The sequence below is a fragment of the Nocardia arthritidis NBRC 100137 genome (assembly GCF_001612765.1).
GTDB classification, from domain to species: Bacteria; Actinomycetota; Actinomycetes; order Mycobacteriales; family Mycobacteriaceae; genus Nocardia; species Nocardia arthritidis.
In genome coordinates this window covers 265012-280615 of record NZ_BDBB01000002.1, presented here as the reverse complement: position 1 = coordinate 280615, position 15604 = coordinate 265012, and the positions used below count along the sequence as shown (strand labels likewise).

General features: G+C 67.6%; 16 protein-coding genes. 7 read left to right on the top strand and 9 right to left on the bottom strand.

Features of this window, described 5'->3' with window-relative positions:
* Nucleotides 1-296: 296 nt before the first annotated feature.
* The 7 genes from NA8_RS02610 to NA8_RS02585 form a co-directional block, all read right to left on the bottom strand.
* Complete coding sequence (locus NA8_RS02610) at nucleotides 297-1037, bottom strand: hypothetical protein (RefSeq protein WP_157106481.1); 741 nt, start codon at nucleotides 1035-1037, stop codon at nucleotides 297-299.
* Between the two features lie 449 nt (nucleotides 1038-1486).
* Complete coding sequence (ftsX, locus tag NA8_RS02605; protein WP_062969379.1) at nucleotides 1487-2392, bottom strand: permease-like cell division protein FtsX; 906 nt, start codon at nucleotides 2390-2392, stop codon at nucleotides 1487-1489.
* On the bottom strand, nucleotides 2392-3081 hold the full coding sequence (gene ftsE, locus NA8_RS02600) for a cell division ATP-binding protein FtsE (protein WP_040868868.1): 690 nt from the start codon (nucleotides 3079-3081) through the stop codon (nucleotides 2392-2394). The genes ftsX and ftsE overlap by 1 nt, the downstream gene beginning before the upstream one ends.
* Nucleotides 3082-3165: 84 nt before the next feature.
* Nucleotides 3166-3291 (bottom strand): hypothetical protein, encoded by a 126-nt coding sequence (locus tag NA8_RS35445; RefSeq protein ID WP_281032555.1) that lies wholly within the window; start codon nucleotides 3289-3291, stop codon nucleotides 3166-3168.
* 16 nt (nucleotides 3292-3307) lie between these two features.
* Nucleotides 3308-4168 carry a mechanosensitive ion channel family protein gene (locus NA8_RS02595; RefSeq protein ID WP_062969381.1) on the bottom strand — a complete coding sequence of 287 codons (861 nt, stop codon included), beginning with the start codon at nucleotides 4166-4168 and terminating at the stop codon, nucleotides 3308-3310.
* Nucleotides 4169-5284 (bottom strand): peptide chain release factor 2, encoded by a 1116-nt coding sequence (prfB, locus tag NA8_RS02590; protein WP_063048767.1) that lies wholly within the window; start codon nucleotides 5282-5284, stop codon nucleotides 4169-4171.
* Between the two features lie 393 nt (nucleotides 5285-5677).
* Entirely contained in the window at nucleotides 5678-6538 is an 861-nt protein-coding gene (locus tag NA8_RS02585) for a helix-turn-helix transcriptional regulator (RefSeq protein ID WP_063048706.1), read from the bottom strand.
* Nucleotides 6539-6679: 141 nt separating this feature from the next.
* On the opposite strand from NA8_RS02585, the gene NA8_RS02580 reads away from it, so the two are divergent.
* Entirely contained in the window at nucleotides 6680-7276 is a 597-nt protein-coding gene (locus tag NA8_RS02580; RefSeq protein ID WP_063048705.1) for an NADPH-dependent FMN reductase, read from the top strand.
* Between the two features lie 50 nt (nucleotides 7277-7326).
* Entirely contained in the window at nucleotides 7327-8112 is a 786-nt protein-coding gene (gene hisN / locus NA8_RS02575) for a histidinol-phosphatase (protein ID WP_063048704.1), read from the top strand.
* 108 nt (nucleotides 8113-8220) lie between these two features.
* Here the strand turns inward: hisN and NA8_RS02570 are convergent, their stop codons facing one another.
* Entirely contained in the window at nucleotides 8221-9192 is a 972-nt protein-coding gene (locus NA8_RS02570; protein WP_063048766.1) for an NHL repeat-containing protein, read from the bottom strand.
* Between the two features lie 197 nt (nucleotides 9193-9389).
* Here NA8_RS02570 and recQ point away from each other — a divergent pair, with 197 nt between their 5' ends.
* The 5 genes from recQ (at nucleotide 9390) to NA8_RS02545 (ending at nucleotide 14120) form a co-directional block, all read left to right on the top strand.
* Complete coding sequence (gene recQ / locus NA8_RS02565) at nucleotides 9390-11264, top strand: DNA helicase RecQ (protein WP_157106480.1); 1875 nt, start codon at nucleotides 9390-9392, stop codon at nucleotides 11262-11264.
* Between the two features lie 76 nt (nucleotides 11265-11340).
* Complete coding sequence (locus NA8_RS02560; RefSeq protein ID WP_063048765.1) at nucleotides 11341-12420, top strand: metallophosphoesterase; 1080 nt, start codon at nucleotides 11341-11343, stop codon at nucleotides 12418-12420.
* A gap of 67 nt (nucleotides 12421-12487) precedes the next feature.
* Entirely contained in the window at nucleotides 12488-12730 is a 243-nt protein-coding gene (locus tag NA8_RS02555) for a WLR motif membrane protein (protein ID WP_063048702.1), read from the top strand.
* A 56-nt stretch (nucleotides 12731-12786) separates the two neighbouring features.
* A complete protein-coding gene (gene smpB / locus NA8_RS02550) occupies nucleotides 12787-13260 on the top strand; it encodes an SsrA-binding protein SmpB (protein ID WP_062969387.1) in 474 nt (157 codons plus the stop codon).
* Nucleotides 13257-14120: a DMT family transporter gene (locus NA8_RS02545; RefSeq protein WP_174550024.1), complete on the top strand. Its 864-nt coding sequence runs from the start codon at nucleotides 13257-13259 to the stop codon at nucleotides 14118-14120. Before smpB ends, NA8_RS02545 begins: the two co-directional genes overlap by 4 nt.
* 177 nt (nucleotides 14121-14297) lie before the next feature.
* Here the strand turns inward: NA8_RS02545 and NA8_RS02540 are convergent, their stop codons facing one another.
* Nucleotides 14298-15596: an ABC transporter substrate-binding protein gene (locus NA8_RS02540; RefSeq protein ID WP_063048701.1), complete on the bottom strand. Its 1299-nt coding sequence runs from the start codon at nucleotides 15594-15596 to the stop codon at nucleotides 14298-14300.
* Nucleotides 15597-15604: the final 8 nt, after the last annotated feature.

The window sequence follows — 15604 nt, the reverse complement described above, 5'->3', positions numbered from 1 at the left end:
GCTTCCCAGCTATCTTACTCTGGAGTAAGGCTATCTTACTCCGGAGTAAGAAGGACGTCGAGGTGCAGCATACGCGGGGAATCCGCGCTTTGCTGGACAAGTGCCCGAACCTGGGTGGTCGGCGATCGGGCTCATCGCCCTGGCGAGCGTGGTACCCCGCGCGGTACCCCCGCCACCGGCCGTCCAGCCAGAGTTGACCAACCATCGCCGGAATCCACCGATGGGCGACGTCGGTATCCGCCGCCGTGGCCATCGCCGAGGCCGCCCGCGAGCGCAAATGATCCGGGCTGCGTGCTCTACGTGCTGTCGGTGTCGGGGTCTGATGGTGGAGGGCGCCAGAGTAAGCGGAAAGGCTTGGTGGTGCCCGCGAAAACATGCTGAATGCTGGCGGCCAGGGCCGAGCCGATAGAGGTGAAGCAGGCAAGTAGGGCCGTGAGGGTGAGGCTGGAGGTGGAGTATCGGGTCTCGCTGATGCCGGGGAACGGCAGTTTGTCGTTGCCGAAAACCCATGACATCACTGATCCGAGCTGCCCGCCCAAATCCCATCGGCGCGAGGTCATTTCCTTGAGTTCGGGCGCTTTGCTGTTGATGTAGAGCAGGGTGCAGATCGTGAAGATCGCTACTGCCACCGAGGATATCGCTGTCACGCGCTCGAGTATCTTGTTGCGGGTCCGCAGATTGATCATCGCGGTGAGCACACAGACGATGATGGCGGCGGTGGTCAGGAGCGCCCAGAAACCGGTGATGTGAGCTAAAGGCATTGGTTTCGTCGACGACCAGACGGTCAAGTATCGGGTAGAGGCGTTGATGCGGCCGAAAGCGTTGGTCGCGGCTTTGCCGTTGGGTCCGGACGCGGTGAGCCACGGCTGGAACAGCAAGACCAAGGTGATCAGGCTGCCGACTGCCGCCCAAACGTAACCCCAGTTCCCGTTGAGGGCCACACGCAGCCCACCTTCCTTCTCGGTCGGTTCATCGGCAGAATTTTCGGCCGGGCTACTCTGGTTTTCAGCTTTATTCCAAGGAGTCAGGTTTTCCATGGAATTATATTATTAATATTCCCAACAATGGAAATTCAAGCATTGTGACATCGCCCTTGCGGAGAGCGTGCCCGGTTCTGTTCGTTCGAGCAGCGGTCGTGTAACGATCATTTGCCGCAAGTGATTTATATTGCGGTACAACAGTTTTCGTAATTTATTTAGATGTGCATCCTGTCGCGAATGCCGATTCAGTTGATCTTGGATACTGCTTGCTGTCGCTCTTTCGCATTGAGCGAGCAGGGATTTGGGGATTAATCTGCCCGGCTCCGGCTTACCCGGTGCACCTCACCGGGTAAGCCGGAACTCGGGTGGACGCTGTGGGCCGCGGGCGCATTCGGGTCGCGGTGGCAGTCGATGCGTCATCCCATGGGGGAGGGCTACGCCTCGCGGGAGGGCTCGCCCCCGGGCACGGACGAGCCGGTGGCGCGGTGGCCACCGGCTCCGGGCGCTCACTCGCGCACGTAGTAGCGCAGCGTGGCGTAGGCCGTGATCGCCGCGAAGACGATGCCGACCGGGGCGATGACCAGCGCGGTCATCGCGATGTCGTCGCCGGTGATGCGCGGGAAGACCTTGCTGGCGAACAGGTCGCCGAGGGCGCGGTCGATCACCAGCGGGCGGGCGATGAGCAGACCCAGCACCGCGAGCACCGAGCCGGCCAGCGCGGCGACCATGGCCTCGAGCAGGAACGGCAACTGGGTGTACCAGCGGGTCGCACCGACCAACCGCATGATGCCGACCTCGGTGCGCCGCGTGAACGCGGCGATCTGCACCATGTTGGCGATCAGCATCACCGCGGCCAGCGCTTGCAGCACGGCCAGACCGAAGGCCGCGTTGCGCAACCCGTCGAACAGGCTGACCAGCCGGTCCACGATGTCCTTGTCATTGCGCACCATGCCGACGCCGGGGCGATCGTAGAACTTCTCGTAGATCGTGGGATAGAGCTCCGCGTCCTCCATCTTCACCCGCAGTGACGCGGGCAGCGGCGTCTCGCTGACGTATTTGGCCAGCTCGGGCTGGTCTTTGAAGGTCTTCTCCTTGGCCTCGCGGACGGCCTCCTCCCGATTGAGGAACTGGACCGACTCCACGCCGCCGGTGGCCTTCAGGTCCGCCATGAGCGACCGGCACGGGTCCTGCGAGCAGTCCGGGTCGTTGGCCGAGACGTCCTCGGTGAGGTACAGCCGCACCTCCAGCCGGTCCAGGAAGTACTGCTCGGTCTTGTCCGCGATGCGCACCGCGAGCAGGCCGCCGCCGAGCATGGTGAGCGAGACCGCCGTGGTCAGGATCATCGCGATGGTCATCGTGACATTGCGGCGCAGGCCCGCGAAGACCTCGCCGAACAGGAAGCTCGCGCGCATTACCGGCCCACCCCGTACACGCCCGTGGCCTCGTCACGCACCAAGCGCCCGTGATCTAGCTCCACCACCCGCCTTCGCATCGCGTCGACGATGTGGTTGTCGTGGGTGGCCATCACCACCGTGGTGCCGACGCGGTTGATCCGCTCCAGCAGCATCATGATGTCTGCGCTGGTGTCGGGATCGAGGTTGCCGGTCGGTTCGTCGGCCAGCAGGACCAGCGGCCGGTTCACGAACGCCCGCGCGATCGCGACGCGCTGCTGTTCACCACCGGAGAGTTCAGTCGGCAGCCGGTCGGCCTTGCCGCCGAGCCCCACCATGTCGAGCACCTCGGGAACGGTGCGGTCGATGAACTGGCGCCGCTTGCCGATCACCTCCAGCGCGAACGCGACGTTCTGGTACACCGTCTTCTGCTGCAGCAGCCGGAAGTCCTGGAATACGCATCCGATGCGCTGGCGCAACTTGGGCACCTTGCGGCCGGGTAACCGGTCGACCCGGAAATCGGCGACTCTGATCTCGCCCGCCGTCGGCGCCTCCTCCTTCAGCAGCAATCGCATGAAGGTCGATTTGCCCGAGCCGGACGGTCCGATGATGAAGACGAACTCGCCCTTGCCCACATCGACGGTGATGTCGTCCAGCGCGGGTCGCGTCGAGGTCTTGTACGACTTGGTCACGTTCCGCATGGTGATCACGGGGAGCCAGTGTAACCAGCAACCGGTCGCGGCCTGCGTCGTCAACCATGGGTGACAGCGTGGCGGCGGGCCGTCGCGCTCGGCTCAGCGGCCCGGCGGTTCCGTGATCACCGCTGCTGGAACAGCGTTGACGAGGGTGGCCGGAGGGGTGGTGGTTTCGTCGGGTTTGACGAAGACGTACAGCACGAACGTGGCGACCCAGGTTGCCATCAGGATCGCCGTGGATCTACGTGGTCTCACTGATTCCCTCCCGGCGCAGCGCCGCGGCGACTCGCACGCGCAGCTCGCGGCCGACTTCGAACTGTTTGCCCGGCAACGTCCGGGCAACCATTCGGATGTTCATCTGGTCGACGGTGAGGTCTTCCACACCCATGACGGTGGGCTCGTCGAGCAGCAACGGCTTCAGACGAGCGTCTTCGTACGCCTTTGTACCGACCTCGTGCAGGATCTCGTTGACCCTGGTGATGTCAGCGCTGGCGGCCACCGGCACGTCGATCGCGGCGCGTGCCCAGTCCTTCGACAGGTTCGTGACCTTCACGATCTGGCCGTTGGGCACCGTGATCACTTCACCGTCCGCGTTGCGCAACGTGGTGATCCGCAGCGTGACGTCCTCGACCGTACCTTCCGCCTGCTCCGCGGCTCCAGTCACCGCGATGCGGACCACATCGCCGAACCCGTACTGCCGCTCGGTGATCAGGAAGAACCCGGCGAGAATGTCCTGCACGATGCGCTGCGCACCGAAACCGAGCGCGGCGCCGAGCACCGCGGCGGGCGCCACCAGGCCGGTGACGGCGAAGCCGAGGCGCCGCAGCACCTCCATGGTGATCAGGACGTAGACGATGGTCAGCACCACCCAGGTGATCACCTGGGCCAGCGCGTGCCGATGCTTGGCCGCCTCGGTGCGCACCAGGGCGTCGCTGCTGTGGAATCCGGCGTCGATCCGGCGGGTTACCCGGTCCCTCAGGTAGGTGGCGAACCGGCTGAACAGGATGGCCCCGAGGATGAGCAGCACGATCTCCAGGCCCGCGCCGCGTAGCCACGTGGTGAAACCGGTGGAAGCGATCGCCTGGATGCCCGCGACATTCATCTAGCTCGCCTGCTCTCGCATTCGCCAGCGGATACCCGACTCGATGAACCCGTCGATGTCGCCGTCGAGCACCGCCGACGGATTGTTGACCTCGTAGTTCGTCCGCAGGTCCTTGACCATCTGGTAGGGGTGCAGTACGTAGGAGCGCATCTGATTGCCCCAGGACGCACCCTCGTTGGTCTTCAGCGCGTCCATCTCGGCGCGCTCTTCCTGCCGCTTGCGCTCCAGGAGCTTGGCCTGCAGCACGCGCATGGCCGAGATCTTGTTCTGTAGCTGCGATTTCTCGTTCTGGCAGGTGACCACGATGCCGGTGGGCAGGTGGGTGATGCGGACCGCGGAGTCGGTGGTGTTGACGCTCTGGCCGCCCGGGCCCGACGAGCGGTACACGTCGACGCGGATCTCCGTCTCCGGCACCTCGATGTGGTCGGTGGTCTCGACCACGGGTAGCACCTCGACCTCGGCGAAGGAGGTCTGGCGGCGACCCTGGTTGTCGAACGGGCTGATCCGCACCAGCCGGTGGGTGCCCATCTCGACCGACAGCGTGCCGTAGGCATAGGGCGTCTTCACCGCGAAGGTGGCGCTCTTGATGCCCGCTTCCTCGGCGTAGGAGGTGTCGTAGACCTCGACCCCGTACTTGTGCCGGTCGGCCCAGCGGATGTACATGCGCATCAGCATCTCGGCCCAGTCGGCGGCGTCCACGCCACCGGCGCCGGAACGGATGTTCACCAGCGCGTCGCGCTTGTCGTACTCGCCCGACAGCAGCGTGCGGACCTCCATCGCCTCGACGTCGCTGTGCAGCGCGACCCGCTCGGCGTCGGCCTCGGCGAGCGCGCTGGTCCTGGCCTCGCCCTCTTCCCCCTCGGCCAGTTCGTAGAGCACCGGCAGATCGTCGAGCCGCTGGCGCAGCTCCTCCACCCGGCGCAGTTCGCCCTGGGCATGTGACAGCTCACTGGTGACCTGCTGGGCGTGGTCCTGGTCGTTCCACAGGTCGGGGTCGGCGGCCTGATGCTCGAGCTCGTCGATACGACGGCGCAGCTCGTCGATGTCGAGGACCGATTCGACCGTCTTCAGGGTGGCGTCGAGTTCGGCGAGATCAGCGGAAACGTCAGGATGCACGATCGTCAAGCCTAGCTGCCCCTCTGCGGCGGCAGCACACGAGTGCGCGCGGGATGACCGGGGACGGCGTCGCCGGGGGTGGGGACCGTCGTGCGCGGGCCGGCCGGTCGGGTCGCCGGGACGTCACACGCACGTTCCCGGCTCCCCGCGGGGCGGGTTTGCTGTGAGGGACGCCTCATGGGTTTCCACCCTAAACGGCGACCGCGCTTGGCGCAGTTGGTGATTGGAATTCGTGGGGTCGATGACCGCTTTCTCGCACGGCGAGATGCCGTCGCGGCCGATCGGTCGTCTTGCCGGACCGGCGGACCGGGCCCGGCCGAGCGGTGTGTCGAACTCCACTGATTCCGGCCGTGGTCGAAGTTCGTGCTCCGCCCGCGCCGGGGTACTGCCCGCTCAGCCCGAGACCGCGTGCAGTCCGCCGGGACGGCGTCCGTTGAGCGCGTCGAGGGCGGCGGCCGTGGCGTCGTCGGCGGGCAGGTAGACGATCACCCGCTGGTCGTCGTCGGCGGAGAGTTCGAGGGATTCGTAGGCCAGGCGTAGCGAACCGGCCCCGGGGTGGGCGAGACGGGTGATGCCGGTGGCGGCTGCCAGGCTCGGCACCGTCTCGACCCGATCGGCGAACGCCGGGCCCACGGTGACGGTGAGCTCGTCGGCGAGGGCGGCGATATGCGGGTCGGCTCGGAACGGCCCTTGCTTCAATGTGGCGACCGTCGCGTCGGCGATGTGCTCCCAGTCCGGGTAGATGTTGCGGGCGCCGGGCAGGCGGAAGACGAAACGCGCCAGGTTGGGCGGGGCATGCGGGCTGTCGAACAGTCCGGTCGGCGCCATCAGCCGGTGGTAACCGGCGGTGTAGGCGAGCACTTCGGTGAGGCGGTTGACCACTACGGCGGGCGCGGGTTCGAGCCGATCCAGGATCGCGCGCACGGTCGGCCGCACCTCGCGCAGCGGCTGCGCGTCGCCCACGCAGGTGAACCCACTGTCCACCGACTTGCTCAACCGGTGCAGGTGGATGCGCTCGGCGGGGCTCAACCGCAACGCGTCCGCGAGCGCGGAAAGCACCGGTGGCGAGGGATGCCGGTCACGACCCTGCTCGAGGCGCGTGACGTATTCCACGCTGACCCCGGCCGAGGTGGCCAGCTCGGAGCGCCGCAAGCCCGGGGTGCGCCGCCGCGGGCCGGTGGGCAGGCCGACCTGCGCGGGCGTCACCGCTTCGCGGCGGCTGCGCAGGAAGAGCCCGAGTTCGTTGTCGCTCACCTCTCGAAGCTAACAAGGCGCGCCGCCCGGAGGGTGTCCCTGTCACTACCACTCTTACGACGGTCTCCCTGCTCCGCGCGCCGGGCGGCAGATTGAGTGGGCGGCCCGAGCCGGGCCGCTTCAAATCCGAGGAGGAACAGCATGTCCAACGCTCCCTTGAAGCTAGCGGTGATCATCGGCAGCGTCCGGGAGGGCCGCTTCGGCCCCGTCGTGGCTACCTGGTTCAGCGAGCAGGCGTGGCGCCACGGTGGGTTCGAGGTGGACGTCATCGATCTGGCGGAGGCGCACATTCCCCTGGAGTTGCCCGCGGTGCCTCCGGCGATGGACCCGAACCCGCCGCGGCCCGAAGGCATGACCGACCTCACGCGCGGGCTCGCGGCGGCCGACGCCTTCGTCATCGTCACACCCGACTACAACCGCAGCATCCCCGCCTCCCTCAAGGCCGTCATCGATTGGCACTTCACCCAGTGGGACGCGAAGGCGATCGGCTTCGTCGGCTACAGCGGAGCCTCCGGTGGCCTGCTCGCCATCGAACACCTGCGGCAGATCTTCAACGAACTCAACGCGCACACCATTCGTCACTACGTGTCCTTCCCGCGCTACTACCTGCTTTTCGACGAGGAGGGACGGTTGAGGGAGCCGGAAGAGCCCGCGGCCGTCGCGACGGCGATGCTCGACCAGCTGCACTGGTGGGCGAGCGCGTTGGCCGCGGCACGGTCGCTGGAACCCGTGGGGTGAGCGCCGGACGGGAACGAGAGCAGCCGGGGCGAACCGATAGGGTGCGGAGCGTGGCTGTGTACTCCTCCGATCTCGAACTGGCCCTGGGGCTGGCCGACGCCGCCGACGCGATCACCCGGGCTCGCTTCGGTGCGCTGGACCTGAAGGTCGACGCGAAGCCGGACCTGACGCCGGTGTCGGACGCCGACCTGGCCGTGGAGCAGGCGATCCGGCAGGTGTTGTCCGAGCAACGACCGGACGACGCGGTACTCGGCGAGGAGTTCGGCGGCGACGCCGAATTCAACGGGCGGCAATGGGTGGTCGACCCGATCGACGGCACGAAGAACTTCGTGCGCGGGGTGCCCATCTGGGCGACGCTGATCGCGCTGCTGGAGAACGGCGAACCGGTTGTCGGCGTGGTGAGCGCGCCGTCCCTGGTACGGCGCTGGTGGGCGGCCGCGGGGGCGGGCGCGTGGTCGAGCTTCGACGGGCAGGCGGCCGAGCCGATCTCGGTCTCCGCCGTCGGCGAGCTGGGTTCGGCCAGCCTGGCGTTCTCCAGTCTGTCCGGCTGGCGCGAGCGCGGCTTGCGTGAACAGTTCATCTCCCTGACCGACGACGTGTGGCGCGTGCGCGGCTACGGCGATTTCCTCAGCTACTGCCTGCTCGCCGAAGGCGCCGTCGACATCGCCACCGAACCGGAGGTCTCGCTGTGGGACCTGGCCGCCCTGGACATTCTCGTCCGCGAAGCGGGCGGGCGTTTCTCCGCGTTGGACGGCGAACCCGGTCCGCACGGTGGCGACGCGATCGCCACCAACGGCCTGTTGCACGAGAAGGTCCTCGACCGCCTGCGCGGCTGAGTTGTTTGCCGTCGCCTCACCTCTCGCGGGGACGCCGCTTCGACCACGGCTTTCCTCCTCTCGGATGTGTACAACGCGGCGACCTCCCCATGCCGGAGGTCTCTCGAGCTATCCGGCCCGCGCCGGGTTCGCCGGGGTGAGATCGATCCCCGGCGGTGGGCGCAGGCGGCGCAGGGTGCCGTCCATGCCGGTGACGAACAGCGCCCACGCATTCCCGTCCCGGTCGATGCGCACCGACGTGGCGCCGTCCGGCGGATTGCGCACCGGGCCGGGCTTGATCAGACCCGTGATGATCGCGCAGGTGGCGCCGGTCGTCGTGTCCACCCGATAGACGGCGCCGAGAATGTGATCGGCGACGAACAGCGCACCGGCCCGGGTGGCCTCCATATCGTCGGGCAGCGCGACCAGGTCCGGGATGCCGGAGACGACGGTGGGATGCGCCGGATCGTCGAGCCGCACGCGCAGGATCTGCAGCGTCATGGTGTCGACGAAGATCGATTCGCCGTCCGCGGCCAGCGCGAGGCCGTTGGACGGCGGCAGCGCCGCCCAATCCCGCTCGTAGTCGTTCGTCTCGGGCCAGTAGCGGGAGATACCGCTCGGACCGCTCAGGCCGATGGTGGTGAACAGCAGGCTGCCATCCGGCAGCAGCAACAGGCCGTTCGGCCCGTTCAGCCCGGTCAGCAGGACGTGCACCGCGCCGGTCTCGATGTCGTAGCGCTGGAGCGTGCCCGGCGGCTCGCTGAGGCCGTCCCCGGTGAGGAAGTAGACATAGCGCCCGGCAACTCGCACCCCCGCAGGGCGGTGCAGATCGGTGACCAGCTTCGTCATTCGCCCGGCGCTGTCGACGTGCGCCAGGTAACCGTCCATCAGACCGGTGAGGTAGAAACCGCCGCGTCCGTCGGAATCGAGATTCTCGAGATTGCCGACTCCTTCGACGATGGTCGTGGTCTCCCAGCCGTCCGAGCACATGGCGGGAAATGTCTCCGCCTGTGCCGCCGGCATCGCCGTGGTGAGCCCGGCGACCACGGCGACGGCGCTCAGTACCGCGGCGCGCACCCGGATCCCTGTCCCTTTTGCCATGAGCGACAACATAACAGCGCCGAACCGAGCGGTAAGACTCGAGATTTCCGCCAGAGCGGAGGAAACCCGAGGTCGGTGCACCGCGGCGAGAGCTTCGGATCTGGGATTATCCACATGTGGACAACTCGGTGGCCCACCAGGGCGAACGCCGAACGGTGCCGGTACCGCCCCGCCCTGGCGCTCGTAGGATGGGCCGGGTGACTTCCCCCGATGATTTCGCGGCTGTAGCGACCGGTGTCGCGTCCGGATCGGACGCCGGATCCGTTGCGGCGCAACAGGTCCTACGCCGAGTCTTCGGTTACGACAGCTTCCGCGGCGATCAGCAGGCGATCGTCCAGCACGTGATCGACGGTGGTGACGCGCTGGTGCTCATGCCGACCGGCGGAGGCAAGTCGCTCTGCTATCAGGTCCCCGCACTGGTGCGCCCCGGCGTCGGGGTGGTGGTCTCCCCGCTGATCGCCCTCATGCAGGATCAGGTGGACGCGCTCAGCGCATTGGGCGTGCGTGCCGGCTTCCTCAACTCCACGCAGTACCCCGACGAGCGCCGGGCCGTCGAGGCGCAATTCGTCGCAGGCGAACTCGATCTGCTGTACCTGGCGCCGGAGCGGTTGCGCCTGGATTCCACCGGGCAGCTGCTGGATCGCGGCAAGGTCGCGCTGTTCGCCATCGACGAGGCGCACTGTGTCTCCCAGTGGGGTCACGACTTCCGGCCCGACTACCTGGGTCTTTCCATGCTGCACGAGCGCTGGCCGGACGTACCCCGGATCGCGCTGACCGCGACCGCCACCGAGAAGACGCGCGACGAGATCATCCAGCGCCTCGACCTCGGCACCGCCCGCCGGTTCGTGTCCAGCTTCGACCGTCCCAACATCCAGTACCGGATCGAGCCGAAGAACCGCCCCGAGCGTCAGCTGCTGGAATTCATCCGCAACGAGCATGCGGGAGACGCGGGCATCGTCTACTGCCTGTCCCGCAACTCGGTGGAGAAGACCGCGGCGTTCCTCACCGAGAACGGCATCGCCGCGGTGCCCTACCACGCAGGCTTGGACAATCGCACCCGCGCGGCGAACCAGTCGCGCTTCCTGCGCGAAGACGGACTGGTCGTCGTGGCGACCATCGCCTTCGGCATGGGCATCGACAAGCCCGATGTGCGCTTCGTCGCCCATCTCGACCTGCCGAAATCGGTCGAGGGGTACTACCAGGAGACCGGGCGCGCCGGCCGGGACGGGCTGCCCTCCACGGCGTGGATGGTCTACGGCCTCAACGACGTGGTGCAGCAGCGCAAGCTGATCGACTCCTCCGAGGGCGACGCCGCCCACCGTCGCCAGCTCCAGCTGCACCTGGACGCGATGCTCGCGCTGTGCGAGACGGTCGGCTGCAGGCGCACCCAGTTGCTGGCCTACTTCGGCGAGCCCGGATTGCCCTGCGGCAATTGCGACACCTGCCTGTCCCCACCGCAATCCTGGGACGGCACGGTGGCCGCGCAGAAGCTGCTGTCCACGGTGCTGCGGCTCAAGCGGGAACGTGGCCAGAGCTTCGGCGCCGGTCACATCGTCGACATCCTGCTCGGCAAGAAGAACCCGAAGGTTCTGCAGTACGACCACCACGAACTGAAGGTGTTCGGCGTCGGCACCGACCTGCGCGATACGGAGTGGCGCGGCGTGGTGCGGCAACTGCTGGCCCACGGGCTGCTGGCCGTCCACGGTGACTACGGAGTGCTGACGCTGACCGAGGCCAGCAGCGAGGTGCTGTTCGACGGACGGCAAGTACCGCTGCGCCGCGAGCCCGAACGCGCGACGAAGCCCGCGCGCGCCGCGAAGGCCGCCAAATCGGCCGCCGCCGAGCTGCCGCCCACCGACCTGCCGCTGTTCGAGAAGCTGCGCGAATGGCGCGCGGCCATCGCGAAGGAGCAGGGCGTGCCCGCCTACGTCGTCTTCCACGACGCCACCTTGCGCGAGATAGCGGCTCGCAAACCCGCGAGCCTCGCGCAGCTCGGCGGCGTCAACGGTGTCGGTGAGAACAAACTCGCCAAATACGGCGAACAGGTGCTCGAAGTGCTCGGCGCCGAATGAGCCGCTACCGTCACACGGGGTACCGAGGGGCGAGGATGGCGACCGGACGGGACCGTCGAGGACTGTGGAGGACAGCGTGAGTCGGAGCGAGACGATCGGGCGCCGGGAGTTCCTCGCCGGTGCGGCCACTCTCGCGGCCGGGGCCACGGTGGTCGGCCGCACTCCGGCGCACGCGGTACCCGTCGCCGAGGGGGTCACGAAGTTTCCCTTCCCGGCCGAGCGCCGGGTGCGGGTGCTGGTGACCGGCGACGCGGGCACCGGTACCCGCACCCAGTGGGCGGTCGCCGACGCCATGCGCGCGCTGCACGGCCGCGAACCCGTCTCGCTGGCACTCGGCCTCGGCGACAACATCTACGAACACGGACCCGACGGCGCCGCCGACCAACAGTTCGCCGGCAAGTTCGAAAATCCCAATACCGGATTGGATTTCCCTTGGCTGATGGTGTTGGGCAACCACGACAACAGCTCGGTGCTCGGCGGTGACGGCGGCTGGCTGCTGCGCGGCAACGCCGAGGTGGAATACCACGCCGTCTCCAGGCGCTGGTGGATGCCGAGCCGCTACTACTCGGTGCGGATTCCCGAGGCGAACCCTGTCGTCGAATTCTTCGTCCTCGACGTCAACCCGTTGGCCGCCTACCTGCCGCCGGTCTTCGCACCCTATTGGGCGGTCGACGGACAGTTCATGAACGAGCAGCGCGAGTGGCTCGATCGCGCCCTCACCGAATCGCCCGCCACCTGGAAGATCGCCTGCACCCACCACCCGTATCTGAACAACGGCCCGCACGGAGACGCAGGCCGCTACGAAGGCTTGTCGCTGGAACCGATCAACGGCGTGCACGTGAAGCGTTTCATCGAAGACCATGTGATCGGCCGCTGCCAGTTCATCCTGTCCGGTCACGACCACTCCCTCCAGGTGCTCGAACCCACGGCGGCAACGAAGGGAACCAGGCAGATCGTGTCCGGCGCGGCCGCCAAGACGGTCGGGGCCGAGCCGCGGCTCACCGCGAGCGCGGGCCACAATGCGCTGTACGAGAACTATCACGAGCTGGGCTTCATGGTGCTCGAGCTCACCGAGGACGGGGTCGAACTGGGCGTCCACACCGTCGACCTGACGACCGGCGCGTCCCCCGAGGCGTTCCGGCGACGCCTGGCCTGAGTTCCAACTGGGTTGCGCCGCGCGGGAATTGCGGCGGGTCGCCGTCGTGGCGGCTACCGTTCTGGCTATGGCACCGGGTGAGGGTTCCAGTGACGTGGGCGATGACATTTCTACCGGCTCGGTGGGGGGTGAGACTCCGGACGCGCCGCCGTACGTCCGCAGCAGAACCGATCCGGCGGTGGAGAACGTATGGCTGCGGCGCCGGCCACCACCACCGCGCCCCGGCCTGCCGCGAATGTCGACGGTGGCGCTGCTCGTCGCGTTCCTGGCCGTCCTCACGCTCTACGCGGTGCTGCATCAGGGTGGTTAGGGCCTGCGCGACCTGCGGGAATAAACCGGTTGCCGAGTCACTTAGAGTGGACCGTTATGAAGGAGAAGGGGCGCAAGGTCATCGCGACCAACCGCCGGGCGCGGCACAACTACACGATTCTGGACATCTACGAGGCCGGAATCGCGCTGGTCGGCACCGAGGTGAAGAGCCTGCGTGAGGGCAAGGCATCGCTGGTGGACGCGTTCGCGACGGTGGACAACGGCGAAGTGTGGCTGCGTGGGCTGCACATCCCCGAGTTCAGCCACGGCACCTGGACCAACCACGCGCCGCGCCGGGTGCGCAAGCTGCTGCTGCACAAGCGTGAGATCGAGCGGTTGGTCGGCAAGTCCCGAGAGGGCAACCAGACGCTGGTGCCGCTGTCGATGTACTTCTCCGACGGCAAGGTGAAGGTCGAGCTGGCGCTGGCCAAGGGTAAGCAGGACTACGACAAGCGCCAGGACTTGGCCCGGCGCACGGCCGAGCGAGAGGTCACCCGTGAACTAGGACGGCGGGTCAAAGGCATGCGTTGACCGCCGTCCTGCTCGCGCTGGTAGCCGCGGTGGGCTACGGCGTGAGCGATTTCTACGGTGGCGTGGCGTCGCGGCGGGTGACCGCACTGCGCGTCGTCATCTATTCCTATCCGTTCTCGGTGCTGCTGGTGCTCGCGCTGCTTCCGTTCGTGTCCGGGAGCGCGGACGCCGCCTCGCTGTGGTGGGGCGCCGCGGCGGGTGTCGCCAGCGGTGTCGCGGTGTGGTGGTTCTACGCCGCGCTGGCAGGCGGTCCGATGGCAGTGGTCTCACCGTTGACGGCGGTGCTGGTCGCGGGCATTCCGGTACTCGCCGGGCTGGTGACCGGCGAGCGCCCCGGCCCGCTCGCCTTCGCGGGCATCGTGTTCGCGCTGGTCGCGGTACTTCTGGTGAGCCGGGAGTCGCCGGACGAGGTGACGGAGGAGATCACCGGGGGACGCGAACTGCGGTTCACCCGCAAGGTCGCCGCGCTGACCATCGGATCAGGCGTCGCGTACGGATTCGCCTTCGTCTTCTTGCACGAGACATCGGCCCAGTCCGGACTGTGGCCGCTGCTCATGCAGCGCCTCGCGGCCACCGCGGTGGTGTGGCTCACCGCGCTGACCGCCCGCGATTTCGGGCGGCTGCGGGGCGAGCCCCTACGACTGGCCTGCTATATCAGCGCGCTGGACGTCATCAGCAACGCCGCGCTGCTGTATGCCTTCCACGGCTCGCTGCTGTCGCTGGTGAGCGTCATCGGCTCGCTCTATCCGGCCGTGACCGTGCTGCTGGCGATGGTCCTGCTCGGCGAGCGGGTCCACCGGCAGCAGCAGGCTGGCCTGGTCCTGGCGTTGGCCTCGGTCGCGCTCATCGCCGCGGCCTGAGCCCACCGAGCGGCTGCACCGGTTCTACCGCCCAGACCGACTACGTCCGGCGCAGGCCGGGCCGACTCGGGCGGCGGCTGATCGAAGGAGGCCGCTGCCCGAGTGCGGGAGAACGCGGGTCGCGAGGGCCCGTCCCCCCGGAACCCGAATTCCGTCCTTCCACAAACCGGTTGCGGCTCATCGCGTGCACGGTTCGCGCAGCGATATCCGTTTCAAGGTCGGGCTGCGGTAGTCGGCGACCACGGTGCGCGACCCCAATGACGTGGACGGATCGGGCACGTTGACCACCGCGCGTTGCGCCGCGACGTCGGGTTCGTCCCGCCCGTAGATCTGCTGCGCCGCCATTCCCTCGGAGTCGACGGTGAGCCCGGCAAGGGTCTTGCGCAGGGTCGGCCGGTCCAGTCCGCCGGTCTCGGCTGCCTTGGTGAGCAGCGCCTTCATCGGATAGGAGATCGCCCAGCCCAGGTTGTAGCCGAAATTCGTCGGTTCGCTCGGCGCGGCGTTCCTGGCCCGTTGGGCGCCGAGGCTCATGCCGTCCCAACCGTCGAACGGAGAGGTGTAGTTGTAGAGCGACATCAGCGCGGGCGCGGCCGGGGTCTTGAGCAGCGCGCTGTTCCAGGTCGGGGTCGATCCGAGGAACCGGCCCGTGTAACCGGATTTCGCCAGTTTGCCGACGATCTCGGCGGCTTCGGCCGGTCCGGTGGCCAGCAGGACCACGTCGGGCGGATCGGCCATGATCTCGGCGACCGGGTAATCCTGGTTGCCGACTTCGGGGTTGGGCCCGGTGTCGATCCGAGCGGTGATGGTCGCGCCGTTGTCCAGTGCCCACTTGAGCGCCCCGCTGGCGTAGTCACCGCCGTAGTTGCCGCGGTAGGCGACCACGCCGAGAGTGCGCGGCTGGTAGTGGTTCTGCGCGAACCAGTCCAGGCCCAGCACGGCTTCCGTGCAGTACGAGAAGCCGTCGTCCAGCACCAGGTCTCGGTCGGTGGAGCGGTATTGCCAGCCGGACCAGAGGGTGCCTGCCCCGGTGACCAGGTCCGCGTCGTCCATCTCGCCGAGGACGGCCAGGGTCTGCGCGGTCCCGAAGCTCATCGCGAGGGCCAGCACATGAGGGGCTATGTTCTCGAATTCCGCTACGTGCCTGCGCGGATCGTAGGCGGTGTCGCGGGTGTAGGTCGCGATGTCGATCTCGTATCCGCCGATGCCACCCTGCTTGTTCACCTCGTTCCAGAACGCGAGTTGTCCGTCCTGCAGCGACTTTCCGAGCGGAGCGAAGGGGCCGTTGTTCAGGTCCGACAGAACACCCAGATAGATACAGCCCTTGTCGCGGTGGATCGCGTGCGGGCACGCCTCGCGGGTGACACCGGGGGCGGCGGCGGGCTCGGAAGCCGAACAGCCGCCGGTCAGGACGAGCCCGAGCGCGAGGGGGGCGGCCACGAGACGCAGCAGCCGACGGAGATTACGGTGGAAAGGCATGTCTCGCT